At 60.9% G+C, this 14910-nt stretch carries 9 protein-coding genes; 2 read left to right on the top strand and 7 right to left on the bottom strand.

The window, feature by feature from the left end:
* Nucleotides 1-15: 15 nt before the first annotated feature.
* Together EQG66_RS08245 and EQG66_RS08240 are read right to left on the bottom strand one after the other, a co-directional pair.
* On the bottom strand, nucleotides 16-3921 hold the full coding sequence (locus EQG66_RS08245; RefSeq protein ID WP_129404119.1) for a glycosyltransferase: 3906 nt from the start codon (nucleotides 3919-3921) through the stop codon (nucleotides 16-18).
* A gap of 55 nt (nucleotides 3922-3976) precedes the next feature.
* Nucleotides 3977-5245, bottom strand: coding sequence for a calcium-binding protein (locus tag EQG66_RS08240; RefSeq protein ID WP_129404118.1), 1269 nt, complete (start codon nucleotides 5243-5245; stop codon nucleotides 3977-3979).
* A gap of 523 nt (nucleotides 5246-5768) precedes the next feature.
* Between EQG66_RS08240 and EQG66_RS08235 the strand changes: the two genes are divergently transcribed.
* Together EQG66_RS08235 and EQG66_RS08230 are read left to right on the top strand one after the other, a co-directional pair.
* Nucleotides 5769-6764 (top strand): sterol desaturase family protein, encoded by a 996-nt coding sequence (locus EQG66_RS08235; RefSeq protein WP_129404117.1) that lies wholly within the window; start codon nucleotides 5769-5771, stop codon nucleotides 6762-6764.
* Complete coding sequence (locus tag EQG66_RS08230; RefSeq protein WP_245987952.1) at nucleotides 6761-7450, top strand: hypothetical protein; 690 nt, start codon at nucleotides 6761-6763, stop codon at nucleotides 7448-7450. Before EQG66_RS08235 ends, EQG66_RS08230 begins: the two co-directional genes overlap by 4 nt.
* A 70-nt stretch (nucleotides 7451-7520) precedes the next feature.
* Here the strand turns inward: EQG66_RS08230 and paoC are convergent, their stop codons facing one another.
* From paoC to EQG66_RS08205, 5 genes are all read right to left on the bottom strand, one after another.
* Complete coding sequence (gene paoC / locus EQG66_RS08225; RefSeq protein WP_129404116.1) at nucleotides 7521-9725, bottom strand: aldehyde oxidoreductase molybdenum-binding subunit PaoC; 2205 nt, start codon at nucleotides 9723-9725, stop codon at nucleotides 7521-7523.
* A gap of 4 nt (nucleotides 9726-9729) precedes the next feature.
* On the bottom strand, nucleotides 9730-10680 hold the full coding sequence (locus EQG66_RS08220; RefSeq protein ID WP_129404115.1) for an FAD binding domain-containing protein: 951 nt from the start codon (nucleotides 10678-10680) through the stop codon (nucleotides 9730-9732).
* Nucleotides 10677-11315 carry an aldehyde dehydrogenase iron-sulfur subunit PaoA gene (paoA, locus tag EQG66_RS08215; protein WP_129404114.1) on the bottom strand — a complete coding sequence of 213 codons (639 nt, stop codon included), beginning with the start codon at nucleotides 11313-11315 and terminating at the stop codon, nucleotides 10677-10679. Before paoA ends, EQG66_RS08220 begins: the two co-directional genes overlap by 4 nt.
* Before the next feature lie 100 nt (nucleotides 11316-11415).
* Nucleotides 11416-12357 carry an MBL fold metallo-hydrolase gene (locus tag EQG66_RS08210; protein WP_129404113.1) on the bottom strand — a complete coding sequence of 314 codons (942 nt, stop codon included), beginning with the start codon at nucleotides 12355-12357 and terminating at the stop codon, nucleotides 11416-11418.
* Nucleotides 12358-12453: 96 nt separating this feature from the next.
* Complete coding sequence (locus EQG66_RS08205) at nucleotides 12454-14859, bottom strand: TonB-dependent receptor (RefSeq protein ID WP_129404139.1); 2406 nt, start codon at nucleotides 14857-14859, stop codon at nucleotides 12454-12456.
* Between the last annotated feature and the right edge of the window lie 51 nt (nucleotides 14860-14910).

Below are 14910 nucleotides of genomic sequence, written 5' to 3'. Positions count from 1 at the left end.
CTGAAGTGGCGGGGGTCAGGCGGCGGTCTCTCGGAAGGGGCTGAAGCGCGGCCCCGTGGGCGCATTATTGGCGAGCGTGCGCATATCCCCGCGGATCGTATCGATATTCATGGAGATGCGCGCGGGCTGCGCCGCATGATCGACGAGATTGACCCAGACGCCGACGAGGCGGTCATTGGCGAGCGGGCTGACGCACATCTGGCCGTCCCGCATCGAGCCGACGATCCGCCCGGAGGCGAACTTGCCCGAATATTCGCACTGAAAGCGCGCCATTGCATCGGGCTTTTGCCGGATCGCGAAGCCGAGCAGGGGCGTCGCCCTGCCGCGCGAGCCACAGGGTTGGCCCTGATCGACCCAAGGTGTTTCCGCGCCGGTGGCGGAGAGTGCCTTATACTCGATGGCGGAGGGCGCGATGCTGGTCATCGGCGTGAGTGTGAGGCACTCGATCGCTCTTTCCCCATCGGGCGTGCCCACCCATGCCTGGTCTATACCGATCACATCTCCCGCATATTCGACATGCGCCACGATCTGCGCGCGCAGCAGCGCCGCTCCCGGCTGGGCGACCGGCGGCTGGCCGGGGAGCATAATCGGCTGCATGGGCTGAGGCGCGGCATTGGCGAAGGCGGCGGCGCCTTGCTCGCCGTCCAGCTTGCGCACATCGATGTGCAGCGGCGCAAGCCCCGGCGCAGTGAGCGAGAGGACCACCATCTTCACGCTATCGGTGTTGACCTTGAGGATCACGCTGTCCTGCGCGCTGCGCAGCCACTGATGCTCTGACCCCGGAGCGGAAATATAGTCCACATCCTCCTTGCGCTGGCCCGGCGCGGTGACGATCTGTAGCGCGGGCAGCATGCCCTCCGTCGCCGCTCTGCCATTGCCGCCCGGCATAACAGAGAAATGATACAGCCCGCGCGCGAGGGTGAGGAATTCGGCGGTGGACGTGAGGGTTTTGCCGGGATCGTGCATGATGGAACCTCTGTGGCCATGGAAGGTAAGGGGCATATCGATAGTAGCGTTGGCCGCTGGATCAGCAGCGGGTGGCTGTTGCCGTGCGGCAGCATCATCGGACGACATATTCATCAATATTTCGTTGATCTGCGCCGCATGCGTTTCGAGCGGGAGCAGGCGGTGCGGGTGTGATGTATGCCGCAGACGCTCCGCTATCGCGCCGGTATCGAACGCAATGATGGGCAGGCCCGTCGCCATCGCGTGGCTAAGCGAATAGCTCCATGTTTCCGGCGTCACAGAGGGAAGGAAGATCGCGGCGGGCGCCTCGCGCTGGAGCAGCTCCGGCAGCTCGGCTTCGTCATAGCGGCCGGTGATGAACAGCTTGCCGGTGGCGAGCAGCGCGTCCTCCTCGTCCGAAAAGCCGATCAGCACGAATTCCAGCGCGAGATTATGCAGCGCCGCGTGGCGCGCGCAGGCGAGCAGCACGGCCCGCCCCTTTTGCTCTCCAATCGCGCCGATGATCGCAACCCGATGCGGGACAGGATCAGCGATGGGGCGGGGCGCGGGCGGGGTTTCCTCCCAGCGCGCGATCCTGAAATCCACGGCCGGGAAACTGCGCGCATAGCGTTGCCTGACATCCTCGCAGGGGGCGAATACATTCCGCGCCTGATGGAGCCAGCGCAGGCTGCGTTCCTTCAGCGCATCGGGGTAGAGGCGGTCATGCAGTTCGGAGCCGGTCTGCACGATGCAGCTTTGGCACCCGGCCGCGCCCGGCTCGCCACAATAGCTGCCATTGGCGCCGAGCAGGCTGAGGCGCGGGCAATACCAGCTGTAATCATGGATGAAGATGTCTGTCGGCGCATCGAGCGATAGGCACGCATCGATAAAGGCTGCATCCAGCCCCAGAAAATGATGGATCTCGATCTGACGGACAGGCAGCGCAGCCATCAGTGCGCGGAACGCCTCCAGTTCATTCTGGCTGGTGAACAGCAGATCCTGAAGCTCCGGTTTGCCCGGCACTGTGAGGCGCGCGCACCCGCTCTCCTTGCCGGGCCGCAGCATGATCGGCTGATAGCCCTGCTTCTCCAGCGCCGAGATGCGCGCCTCGACATGCTTTTGCACACCGCCCGCCAGCGCCAGCGACACCAGCAGCGCGACCGGGCGTGCGTCCTCGCGCAGCAGTGCTGTATCGATCCGGCGGCGCAGGGGCGCGAGCGGCTGCGCCTTGTGGAACGTCTCGACCAGCGCCTTGTAGGTCGGGTGGCGCTGATCGAGCACGGCCTCGTTGCGCGCCATCCAGCCGTTGCGTGTCATGCCGAACGACGTGCCATTGCGATGGAGCACATAGACATCGCCCGCGATGACATGCTTCCAGCCATGAGCCGTGGCACGCATGCAGAAATCATTCTCCTCGCCATAACCGCGCCCGAAGAGCTGCTCGTCAAACGCGCCGACCTCGTTGATACAGGCCCGCCGGACGAGCATGCAGAAACCGACGCCGGTTGGCGCCTCCACATGGAGGCCGGGGTTTGCTGCCGCTGCGGCATGGTCGCGCCGCCGCGCTTCCTCCTCGGTGCAGGCGCTTTCCTCTCCGCCGGGATAGCTGGCGATCGAGCCTGCGTTGGAGAGCGGCGTTATGGTGGCGATGTCCGGGTTTGCGTCGGCGTGGGCTGTCAGCCGCTCAAACCAGCCCGGAAAGACCACCGTGTCAGAGTTTAGCAGGATCACATCATGGCCGGGCGCAGCGGCCATGCCGCGATTGGCCGCACCGGGGAAGCCAAGGTTGCAGGGGTTGGTGATGACCGTGACGCGGGGGTGGTGTTGATATTCGGCCATCAGCGCCGTGATGGCGCTTTCCGGGCTGGCGTCATTGATGAGGATGACAGGCGCGGCGGGCGGGATGGTTGCCAGCACGCTCTCGATGCAGGCGCGGGTTTCTGCTGCCCCGCGATAGACGGGGATGACGATGGCAGTGCTGATGGCATCGACTCTGCCGCGCTTCGTCCGCCGTCTGGGCGCACGATAGGGCTTTGCCGCACAGAGGCTGATCGGCGATCCCGGAAAGGGCACAACCCTGCCATCGGGCAGGGCGACGCCAAGCTCGAAAACGCCTCCGGCAAGCCTGCCGAGCTTGCCGAAAGGCAGGCTGAAGCGCCAATCGCCCGGAGCGGCGTCGTCTGCCACGAGAGTGACCGGCTGATGCCCGGCCTTTTTCGCCATCAGCAGCGCCGGGGGCGTGGTTGACGGCAGCCAGCTCAGGTTGATTGTGCCTTCAACGCGGGTTGGTTGCACGGTCGCCGTGCCGTTCAGGCCAAAGCTTTCGGGAAAAGCGATCGTTCCGCCGATAAGGCGGATGTCAGCGCCGAGAACACCGACCCGCAGCCCGTTGAGAGCGCGCCTTTCCGACAACATCTCGGCCAGACGCACTCCGCCCGCCGTGGGGATGCGTATAGTTTCGCGCGTGCCGTCCGGCTCGTGCCATTCAAGGATGATGTCCCGTGTCTGCGCGGGTGCCGGAATATGCCCGGTCAGCATAAGTTCGGGCGTAACGCCAATCCATCCGGAAAGCGGGCGTTCCTCAACCAGCGCGTTCGCGGCACGCGCCAGCTTGCTGTCCTGCTCCACCGCAAAGCGGGCAAGATAGTGCTCCAGCGCTGCGCTGGCCTTATCCCATTGTCCTGACAGCCGGAGCGCATCAATGTGCAGCGCGCCGAGATCGACATTCACATGCCGTTGCTCCAGCCCGTCAAAAACCTGCATAGCCCGCGCGGCATTGCCCTCCCGCAACAGCAGCGCGATCAGTATCTCGCACACCAGCGGTGTTTGCGGCGACAGGCGCCAGGCCCGGTCCGCATGGCGCAGCGCGACCTCAAAACGGCCATCGGCAATGGCGTGGTTTGCCATCGCGATGACCGCTGAGAGGGAGGCAGGATCGTCGTGGCAGGCGACGTGATCCGGGGTAAGCAGGGACATTCAGACCTCGCAAAAAGCCCGGCTTTCGCCGGGCTTTTCATGGTTGATGGACGTATCAGGCGAAATCGGACGCAGTGAGGCTCGTGAAGTTCTTGAGCGTGATCTGCGTGCCGTCGGACATTTTGATGACCGTCGACCCAGCCTTGATCGTTGCCGAGCTGATGTCCGCCAGAGTGTATCCGCCGCCAGAGAGGTCGATCTTGTCGAGGCCATGCTGGAAGTCGGTGATGACGTGGGTCGCGGTGGACGGGCCGCCGGAGTTGATGAAGCGGAAGCTGTCTCCGCCCGAACCTCCGGTGAGCGTATCCTTGAAGCTGCCGCCGATGAGCAAATCCCTGCCGCTGCCGCCATCCGCCTTCATCGCGCCAGAGCCGCCGATGATGGTGTCATAGCCGCCGCCACCGAGGATCGTGGCAGAGCCGCTGCCCGCCATGATCGAGTCGTTGCCTGAACCGCCGCCCTCGAAGTTGAGCTTGCCGCTGCCGCCGTACACGGTCGTGCCGCGCACATTGGTGATGTCGACATTGCCCGCGCCGAGATAGACGGTGTCGTTGCCATTCAGCTCAAGGCTGTGACGGCCCGCACCCATCTGGTGGATCGTCATATTGCCTTCGAGGTCATAGCTGCCGCCCACGGTCGAATTGAGCGTGAGGTCCAGCGTGCCGGGGCCGTGCTTGTCGATCTCGACCGAGCGGCCCGTGACGGTGATGTCATCATGGCCAGAGCCGGTGACGGTGAACTTGCCGCCGCCGGTGACGATGGTGTTGTTGCCGCCGTTGATGTCGAAGCTGGCGCTCTTGTCGACAACGACAGTGTTGGTGCCGCCGTTCAGCTCGATCTCGTCGCCGACGCGCGCGCCGGTGATGGTGGCGTTGCCGCCCCACATGCGCACGGTGTCATTGCCCGACGCCATCGAGATGAGCGCGTTGCCGCCCGCCTGCCCCGCGCTGTTGAGCTGGATGATGTCGCCACCACCTCCGCCGGCAATCGTTACATTGGCTGCGCCTGCGGCGTTGATCGTGTCTGCGCCGCGCCCGCCAGCGATCAGCTGTACGGTCGAGTTGCCGGTGATCTTGGTCCCTTCATTGCCCGTCACTACAATCGCGTCGAGATCGGGCGTTGCGGTCACATTATGCGTATAGCGGCTGTCAACGTTGTAAACGTCGAGCACCGCGGGTGAGGACGGGAACAACGGAATGTTCTGTACCTTCGATGACGCGAACTGGCTTGAAAGTGCTGCCAGTGCGTTCTTGGCTGTAACCAGGTCTGCGCCAGAAAGACTGAGCGAGACATTGTTGCCGCCGGTAACTGTTGCTGTGGCCATGTGTATTCCCCTAGAAAAGGGCGTTCGTGCGATCGGGAACGCTCGACCAAGTTAATATTGGCGGTCGAATTAAAAATTCCTTAATTTTAGAGTATAACAGGCGTGTGAATTAAACGTAATATACATGTATTTAATCATGATTTATTCAGTAAAAATAAAACATTATATAGTTTATGGAATATTAACTTAAAAAACTATAATTTCTGATCCAAAGTTTTTATTGAATTACATTATAATTTACCATACTGAGGCGAATGATATAAAGTTATTTGCATTTTTATAGTAAATGCAAAATTTTCAATTATTCCCTGAGAGCCTGTTTGGAAATGCGGCGCCAGCCCACTCTGCCTTCCGTGCGCGTGACATAGATAGAATCTATGACTGAGATAGCAGAATGCTGTCTGGCGTTATTAGGGGATATCAGCAAGGTTGATAATGTCCCAAGCGCCCGACTTCTGGCACCTTATTCGTCCTTCGGTGCGCCTGACGGATCATGGATTATGCAAACCGATATGAGGGCGCGATGGATGGAGTCCGTGTAGGGAAGCGCATTATCGGCGCCGACGCGCCGGTCACAATCGGGTGGGAGAATGTGGGGCGGGTCCAAGGTGGTCGCGTCAAACAGTTCGTCTTCACCTGGTTCCAGCCCGCCATGCTGTTTGCGCTGGTGGCATTCTGGTATTATGCCCCCAATTCAATCGCCAAGGCATCGACCGCGATCGGTATCGGCATCGGTTTCAAGGCCTTGTTGCTGGCTTTGGAGTGGGTAAACCCCCGCTATGACAGCTGGCGGCTGACGTGGAAGGAACTGGTCGTCGACCTGTTCTACGTCTCGCTGGGTTACACGGTGTTGGCGGTCCTAGAACGATATATCGGCAGTGACGCCGTGATTGAGGCGCTTCAGCATCAGTTCGACTGGGACAAGCTCGCCTGGTTCATTGGCCTGCCGCTGCTGGTGCAGGCGTTCCTGATCTCGTTCATCTTCGACTTCGGGCAGTACTGGATGCATCGTGGGATGCACAACTGGTATCCGCTATGGCTGACCCACTCGGTGCATCATTACATTACTCAGCTCAATATTAACAAAGGTGCTGTCGGCAACCCGGTGGAGCTCTTTCTGATCGGCCTGGGCATCGGTGGGTTCTTCGACTTTCTGCCCCGCGCCGCCTTGCTCGCCGGGTCCATTGGCCTCGCCGTCAGCACCTATCAGCATATCAATGTCCGGTTCAATACACCAAGCTGGTGGCGATACATCTTTAACACCACCGAACATCACAGCTTGCACCATTCGCAGGACTATGAGGCCACCCGCAGCAACTATGCCGGCACCTACATCTTCATTGACAGGATGTTCGGCACCTGTGTGGATGGCGAGGCCGAACTGCTCGGCATGGAGGGGGGGCGCCGCATGTCGATCCGCGAGCAGATGACCTATCCGTTCACCGAGGCCTGGAAGACAACCAAGGCCCGCTTCGGCAAAGGTCAGCCCGATCAGCCTGAAATGGTGCCAGCAGAATGACTGAGCTCGCGCATCCGCATGATCTGGTAACCGTGCCACCGCAGCCAGACCGTCAAGGCGTGAGCATGTGGCATTGGGTCGACTGGATCTGGCACGTCAAGGGCAGCGTGGCGATCGATCCAGCACAATCGTGCGATGAGGCTTTCGACCGGATTGAGCCGCTGTTTCATCAGGTTGGCACCACGCACGAGCGGAACGGCAGCATATTAACTTTCAGCAAGAAGGATCCGGTCGCTCAGGATAAGCTGGCGACTTTCGAAAGTGGCGTGCTGCGCATAGAACGTGAGGCGAGCGGGTTAATGCTTAACTACCGGCTCGCGAGCCGCATGCTGCTGTTCTGCTTTCTTGCGCCGCTGATGTTCCTGGCATTCGCGCAGGTGACGGTTCTCATCAGCAAGTGGGAAGAGCCCAAGAAAGAGGCGACCGCGAAAGAGGAGAAGAAGGAGCCGGCTGTCCTTCCGCAGCATGCCATCGACAAGTTTCTTGGCGCACCTGCCCCTGAGAAGCCCAAGAAAGACGACAAGTCCAAGGAAGAGGACAAAAAGTTGAAGCCTACCGCCAGCTATGTGTTCGCCGGGCTGTTCGCGTTCCTCTACATTGTCGGCCGGGTTCTGGAAGCGCGGCTCGTTCGCGGCCTGTTCCGAAAGGCTCTCGTCATAGAGTCTGACCGTTTTCCGAGCCGATGAGCGTTCTACGCTCATCTTGAAAACGGTCTAGGGATCTAACCCTTCGGGCCGCAGCGCCCTGCCTCCGCGCTCAGACCAGCGGTGGCAGCTTGTCCAGATATTTGTCGGGCGTCAGTGGGTAATCGCGGATGCGGACGCCGGTGGCATTATAGATCGCGTTCGCCACTGCCGCACCGACGCCACAGAGACCCAGCTCGCCAACGCCCTTGGCCTTCATCGGGTTCGCCTTGTCGTCGGCCTCATCGAGGAAGATCACCTCCTGATGCGGAATATCTGCATGGACCGGCACTTCGTATGAGGCGAGGTCGTGATTGACGAAGAAACCGAAGCGCTTGTCAACCACCAGCTCTTCCATCAACGCGCTCCCCACGCCCATCGTCATCGCGCCGATAACCTGGCTGCGCGCCGATTTCGGGTTGATGATCCGCCCCGCAGCACACACCGCCAGCATCCGGCGGATGCGTGTCACGCCGGTGTAAGCGTCTACGCCCACTTCGACAAAATGCGCGCCAAAGGTGGACAACTGCCACGTTTTGCCCAGCTCGCCATATTCGATCTTGTCCTCGCCAGTCAGCCGACCTTGCGCCGCCGCCTCGCCCAGCCGGGCCGAACGATTTCCGCTACGAACGAAGCCGCCCTCGAACAGCGCGCTCGCTGGGTCGAAGCCCAGCTTTTGCGCGATGGCCTCGCGCAGTTTGACGCAGGCAGCGTAAACACCGGCGGTCGAGCTGGCGGCACCCCATTGCCCGCCCGACCCTACGGAGACGGGAAAGTCCGAGCTGCCGAGTTTGACTGAAACCGCCTCGACGGGCACGCCCATCGTCTCCGCCGCAGTCTGGGCGATGATGGTATAGCTGCCGGTGCCGATATCGGTCATGTCCGTTTCGACAGTTACCATGCCACTGGCATCAAGATGCACACGCGCCGCGCTCGTCCCGTTCAGATGATTGCGAAACGCGGCGGCCACGCCCATGCCGGTTAGCCAGCGACCGTCGCGCGCCTGTCCCGGTTTCGGGTTGCGGCGTGACCAGCCAAAGCGCTCTGCTCCTTCTGTGAGACAGCGGACCAGCTGCCGCTGTGAAAAGCGGCGCTCCGGCTTTGCGGGGTCGACCTGCGTATCGTTTTTGATGCGGAAGGCAACCGGGTCCATCCCCAGCTTCTCCGCCATCTCGTCCATCGCGATTTCCAGCGCCATCATGCCGGGCGCCTCGCCCGGTGCCCGCATCGCATTGCCTTCGGGCAGATCGAGCACCGCGAGCCTCAGTGCGGTCAGCCTATTGGCGCCAGCATAGAGCAGTCTGGTCTGGGCTGTCGCGGTCTCCGGCCCTCCGCCCGGCAGATCACCAGAACCACTCTCGTGGCCGATCGCCGTAATCGTGCCGTCCAGTGATGCACCGATGCGGATGCGCTGCCGCGTTGCAGGACGATGGGTGGAGTTGTTCGTCATGAATGGCCTTGGCAGCGTCACTTTGACAGCACGCCCCGCTGCCTTCGCGCCGAGCGCCGCCAGCACAGCATCAACACGGAGCCACAGCTTTCCACCGAAGCCACCGCCGATATAGGGGGACAGGAACCGGATTTTTTCTTTCGGCATATTGAGCGTCTTGGCAAGGTCTCCGCGACCCCAATCAATCATCTGATTTGATGTCCACACCGTCAGTTCGTCGTTGTTCCACACGGCGATGGAGGCGAACGGCTCCATCATCGCATGGCTATGGTCGGGAGTCGTGTATTCGGCATCGAGTTTGACCGGGGCGGCAGCGAAGGCCGTATCGAACGTGCCCACTATTTCGGGGGCACTGGGCTTGCCGCTATCATCTACAACAGATGCGGTTGCCAGCGCCTGAACCAGATCAAACTGTCCCCCGGCGCGAACATACTCCACGCGCGCAAGCGCGGCGGCGGCGCGGGCCTGCTCCAATGTTTCTGCGACGACCACACCAATTGCCTGATGATAGTGATCAACCTCCGGGCCGCCGAGCAGCTTTGCGGTGTTTCTGCCGGCCTTGCCAAGGGGCCCCGCATCCTGCGCAGTGACCACTGCAATCACTCCCGGCGCCGCCTTGACCTCATTGAGGTTGAGCCAGCGGAGCGTACCTTTGGCGATGGCCGATCCGATCACCCAACCATAAGCGGGGTTGATCGCCTCGCGGTGTTCATATGCGTAAGTCGCGGTGCCTGTTGTCTTGAGCGGACCGTCAATCCGATCCACGGGGCGGCCGACAACGGCCATCTTGTCGATGGGATTGGTCTGGGCTGGGGTATCGAACTTCATGGGCTCAGGCCTTGGCTTGCGCGATGACGGATGCCAGCGCGCGGGTCGCCAGCGGCAGTTTGAACGCATTGTCTTTGGTCGGCGTTGCACCTGCGAAGGCCTTGGCGGTAACAGCCACCGCTCCCTGAGGGAGAAGCGCCTCAGCTGCTTCCACGCGCCACGGCTTGGGTGCGACGCCGCCGAACGCCACGCGGCCCGTTCGATCGGGCTGAATCACCGCCGCGACGGAGACCAGCGCGAAAGCATAAGACGCGCGGTCCCGCACCTTTTCATAATAATGCTTGCCGCCGAGCGGTTGCGGCAGCGTGACTGCTGTTATCAGCTCTCCGGGAGCCAGCGCGAACTCCCTTTCGGGGTGATCTCCCCACAGCATGTGGAATTCGGCGATAGGGATTGCGCGCGTTTTCCCCTTGGCGTCGATTGTCTCCACCACAGCGTCCAGCAGGCGCAGCGCAACGGCCATATCTCCGGGGAAAGTGGCGATGCACGACTTGCTCACGCCAATGACGCCAAGTTGCCGCGAAAAACCGCCGATCGCTGCACAACCAGAACCCGGCTTGCGCTTGTTGCAGGCCATGTTGGTGTCGTAGAAATAGGGACAGCGTGTGCGCTGGAGCAGATTGCCAGCCGTGGATGCCTTGTTGCGCAACTGGCCAGAGGCGCCTGCCACGATAGATCGGCTCAGCACTGCATAGTCACGGCGGACGCGCTCATCGGTGGCGAGATCGGTGTTGGTGACGAGAGCTCCGATCCTGAGGCCGCCTTCCGGGGTCTGCTCGATCTTGTCGAACGGGAGGTCCTGCACATCGACGAGATGGGTAGGCACTTCGACTTCGATCTTCATCAGGTCGAGCAGATTGGTGCCCCCGGCGATGAACTTTGCGCCGGGGCGGCCAGCCACCGCGCGCGCCGCCGCGACGGGATCCTTGGCACGCTCATAGGTAAACGCCTTCACCCCATACCTCCCGCAACTTCAGCCATGGCGTCCGCGATGTTGGAATAGGCTCCGCAGCGGCAGATGTTGCCGCTCATCCGCTCGCGCATTTCCATGTTGGTGGCGCGGGGGGCGGCTGTCAGATCGTCTTGCACGTGGCTGGGTACGCCGCGCGCAATCTCCTCCAGCACCGCTACTGCGGAGCAGATTTGCCCTGGCGTGCAATAGCCGCACTGATAGCCATCATGCTTCACGAAGGCTGCCTGCATCGGGTGCAGCTTGTCGGGCGTGCCAAGCCCCTCGATCGTGGTGATCTCGTCGCCATCGTGCATGATCGCAAGGCTGAGGCAGCTGTTGATCCTCTTGCCATTGACCAGCACCGTGCAGGCACCGCACTGGCCGTGATCGCAGCCTTTTTTGGTGCCGGTGAGGTGGAGATGTTCGCGCAATGCATCAAGCAGCGTCGTGCGGGTATCAAGCGACAGCGACCGCTTCTGGCCGTTCACCTTGAGCATCATCGGCATCGTAGCCGTTGCTCCGGTTTGAGCACTAGCGACCGTATCAGGCGAGGGAGCAGTCACTACTGCCGCCGCCGAGATCGCTGTTCCCGCAAGAATTCCACGGCGCGATATTGCCACTCCTTTTCCATTGGCCATCAGCTATATCCCTTTCTTGGGAAAGCCATAATGTGTTGCGGTGTGTGAGGAACTCACAACCATGAGCATTATATCCTTATCGCCAAAAATTCCATCCACATCACTCTGTCCGCGCGGCAACCGGATAAATGATGAAACGATCGTGGATCTGCGGCTGGTCGGGAACATTGAGTGGCGCCTTGAGTCCTTCTCGCAGCTCGGCGATGCTCTCCGCCGGCAGCTCAAGCGGGTGCTCGTCCGGGTGCGCCAGCGCCTCGTGCCCATAGTCACGCCCCGGTGTCTGCGTCATCTCGATATGCGCGCCGAGAACCGCGCGAATGGGATGGCGGGCGGCAAAGGCGGCGAGCCGGTCAATACTGGCGCGTTCCTCCGCCATGAAGTTCACCGGCACATAGAGGCGGCCGGGATAAAGCGTATCGCCGGAGAGCAGAAGCTTGAGGCGCGGATCGTAGACCATGATCGCGGCCTTTTGGTGCCCCGGCGTCGGGATGATGCTGAGCGAGCGCTTGCCGAGGTCGAACTGGACGATCTGGTCCGGCCAACGCGTGATGCCGAAGAACGCGGCAACGTCCTCTGCCTTGAGGCCAACCACATGAGTGTTGGGCCGCTCCCGAAATGCACCGTCGCCTGCGATATGATCGCCATGGCTGTGGCTGTGCGCAACGACCAGCGGGATGTCTCTGCGCCCGTGCGCTTTCAGCCAGTTGGCGATGATGGCGTCGATTGCGGGCCTGATTTGCCCGCCTTCCGCGCCGGTATCAATCAGCAGCGCCTTGTCACGCCCAAAGAACAGGTAAAGGAATGGCGCCTCGAAATTGGTCTTGACCGACTGGCGGATGACGAACGTGTCGGCGTCCAGTGCCTGTACCTGGGTGGGAGGCTCGGAAGGCTGGGTGCCATCGATCCACTTCTCGGCAAAAAGGCTGGGGAGCGGGGGCTTATTCCCTGCAGTCGCGGCGGCGCCCCCCACAGCGCTTATGGTGCAAAGCAGCGCCGCGCTCAAAAATGCTGTCCGCCATGTAGAGTACCGGCTAGTCGCCATCTCATTCTCCCCTCCTCCCAGTGAACCGGTATGTGCGACCCCGGCTCTCGCGGTGTGCGAAGCGCCATCCCACAGGACAGCGCTTCGCCGCCCAGATCAGTATTTGAACCGCGCCTCGATGCCGAAGGTGCGGGGCGAGACCACCGAGTGCTTGTAGTAGCGCAGCCGCACGCCGTCATTGGTGCCGAGGCGAGAACGATCCTGATTGACCGAGTTGACGGCAAATTTGTCAAAGATATTATTGGCAAACAGGCCGACGCTGTAACGTTCCGTCTCGTAGGTCAGCGATGCGCGGTGGAGAACATAGCTGGGCAGCTTGTCGCCAAACGCGCGGTCCCAGCCCAGGCGGGTGACGACATTGCCGCGATAGGTGGCTGTCCAGTCGGCTATGATGTTTCCATCCTTGAAAGGCGTGGTGTAGCTGACGCCGAGGCTGCCGCTGTTCTTGGCCGAGCCCGGAAGCCGATCGCCCGAAAGCGCATCGAGCTGTATTGCGGTGCTGGGGTAGGTTGCAGCCGGACTGTTGACGGCGATGATGCCCGGCACGTCCTCGGTCAGCTTGGCATTGACGTAGGAATAGGTGCCCTGAACAGACAGTCGGGGGATCGGTTTCGCCTGGAAGGACGCCTCGAAGCCCTTGGACTTGGCCTTGCCTCCGTTTACGGTAATGCCGACGATTCCGTTGACGGTGGCGGAGTCTACCTGGATGCCATTCCACTTGATGTGGAAGACGTTGAAGTTGAACGTCAGCTTCCGGTCGAACAACTGGGTACGGAAGCCGAGTTCTGCGTTCTTGGTGTTGTCCGGCCCATACTGGATTTCATCCGGCAGACCGCACACATTCTGTTGGGTAGGGTCAAGCGGCAAGATACAGGGCGCGACGGTGTTCGGTCCGCCAATGCGATAACCCTTGCTGTATGTGGCATAGACCATGATGTCCGGGGTGAAGTTGTAGGAGCTGTTAAGCTTCCACACTGATCCGCTCTTCTTCGATTTGCCACCAGCGGAGGGCACGTCATACGGGCTGACGGGATCTCCCAGAATAGGAAGTACCGAAATGCCCGCCACGTTTGAGGTATATCCGAAATAGCGGGCGCCAGCCGTGATCTGCCATTTGGGGGTGATTTTAAACGTGCCTTCGCCGAAAATCGCCTTTTCGACTATTTTCGATTTGACGAACGAGGCATATTCGACCTCGTCCGGATTGGGTTGCGTGCCAAACGCTACCCAAGGGTGATTGGGCAAATGCTCGACATAGTCCTGCTGGCGCTTTTGCTCATTATAGAAGCCGCCGATGACCCAGCTGAATGGCCCGCCGTGGCGCGACACGAACCGCACCTCCTGGTTAAACTGCTTGCGCGTGTTTTCACTTTCGTTCCAGCTTGAGAAGGCCGGAAACGCCTCGTAATCATAATCGAGGTCGAGCAGCAGATCGGTATTGTCGAACTGGGTCTTGTTCTTGACATTAGTATAGGCCGTCGTCGCCACGAGATCGGCGATGTCGGCCAGATTGGCGTTGATTTCAACGCTTCCGAGATGCGCGCGGCGCTTGACCGGTTCGGTGAAGCGGCCTGCGCTCTCATATTTCCCAGTGCCGAACACGCCAACGCTGTTATATTGGCCGCCATCGGTTTTTGTCTGCTGATAGGCGTAGGTGAAGTTGAACTTCAGATCCTCGCTGAACTGAACCAGCAGCTGATTGCGGCTGGTGAAGGTCTTCTCGAAATTGAGATCCTTTTCTTTGCGCAGGTTCGCGGCATAGCCAGCCGGCGATATGAAGTCAGGCCCATCGGGCTGCGGCAGGGAAACGCCTGGGGTCTGAAGCAGCAAGGGATAATCGATAAAGCCGGGATCGTAGAAATAGCCGGTCGCGGATCGGAACGCCACGTGATCCTTGATGATCGGGACGTTGATGACACCATCAAGCTGATAACCGAGCTTTCCGGCGTGGTCCTTGCCATAGGCTCGGCCATGAGCTTCGCCTCCGAAGGAGTCGAGACCTGGCCTGTTGGGAATGTTGCGAATGGCGCCCGCGAGCGTGCCGAGGCCGTAAAGCGTGCCCTGTGGCCCAAGCAGAGTCTCCACGCGCGCGATGTCGAGCAGTTTGAAATCGTAATACAGCGGCACTTCGCCCAGATAGACGCCCAGCGCGTCGTCATAGGATGCGCCAGTGGTATCGGCGTCTGACGCATTGAGGCCGCGCAGGACGATCGTTCCGGTCGAGCCGGGCCCGGTATCCGAAATGGTCATGCCGGGCGTGAAGTCGGCAAGGTCGCGCACGTCATCAATGCGTTGCCGGGCAATCTGCTCCTGGCCCACCGCCGTGATATTGATCGGTACATCCTGAATCGACGTGGCGCGCCGGGTGGCTGTCACTACGATAACGCTGGGGTCATCTCCCGCGCCGCCCTCATTTGGCGCAGCCTCCTGCGCGAAAACCGGCGTTGATCCCACGCTCATCAAGATAGTTGCGCTCAGCAACGTGTTGCGAAATAGTATCATAGTCACTTCGACCCCTTTCGTTGAGCCTTAAAGTGACATCCCTCCCACTGG

The sequence above is a fragment of the Sphingobium fluviale genome (assembly GCF_004122115.1).
Lineage (GTDB): Bacteria > Pseudomonadota > Alphaproteobacteria > Sphingomonadales > Sphingomonadaceae > Sphingobium > Sphingobium fluviale.
The sequence above is the reverse complement of the archived record's forward strand: the minus strand, read 5'-3'. Positions and strand labels throughout refer to the sequence as shown.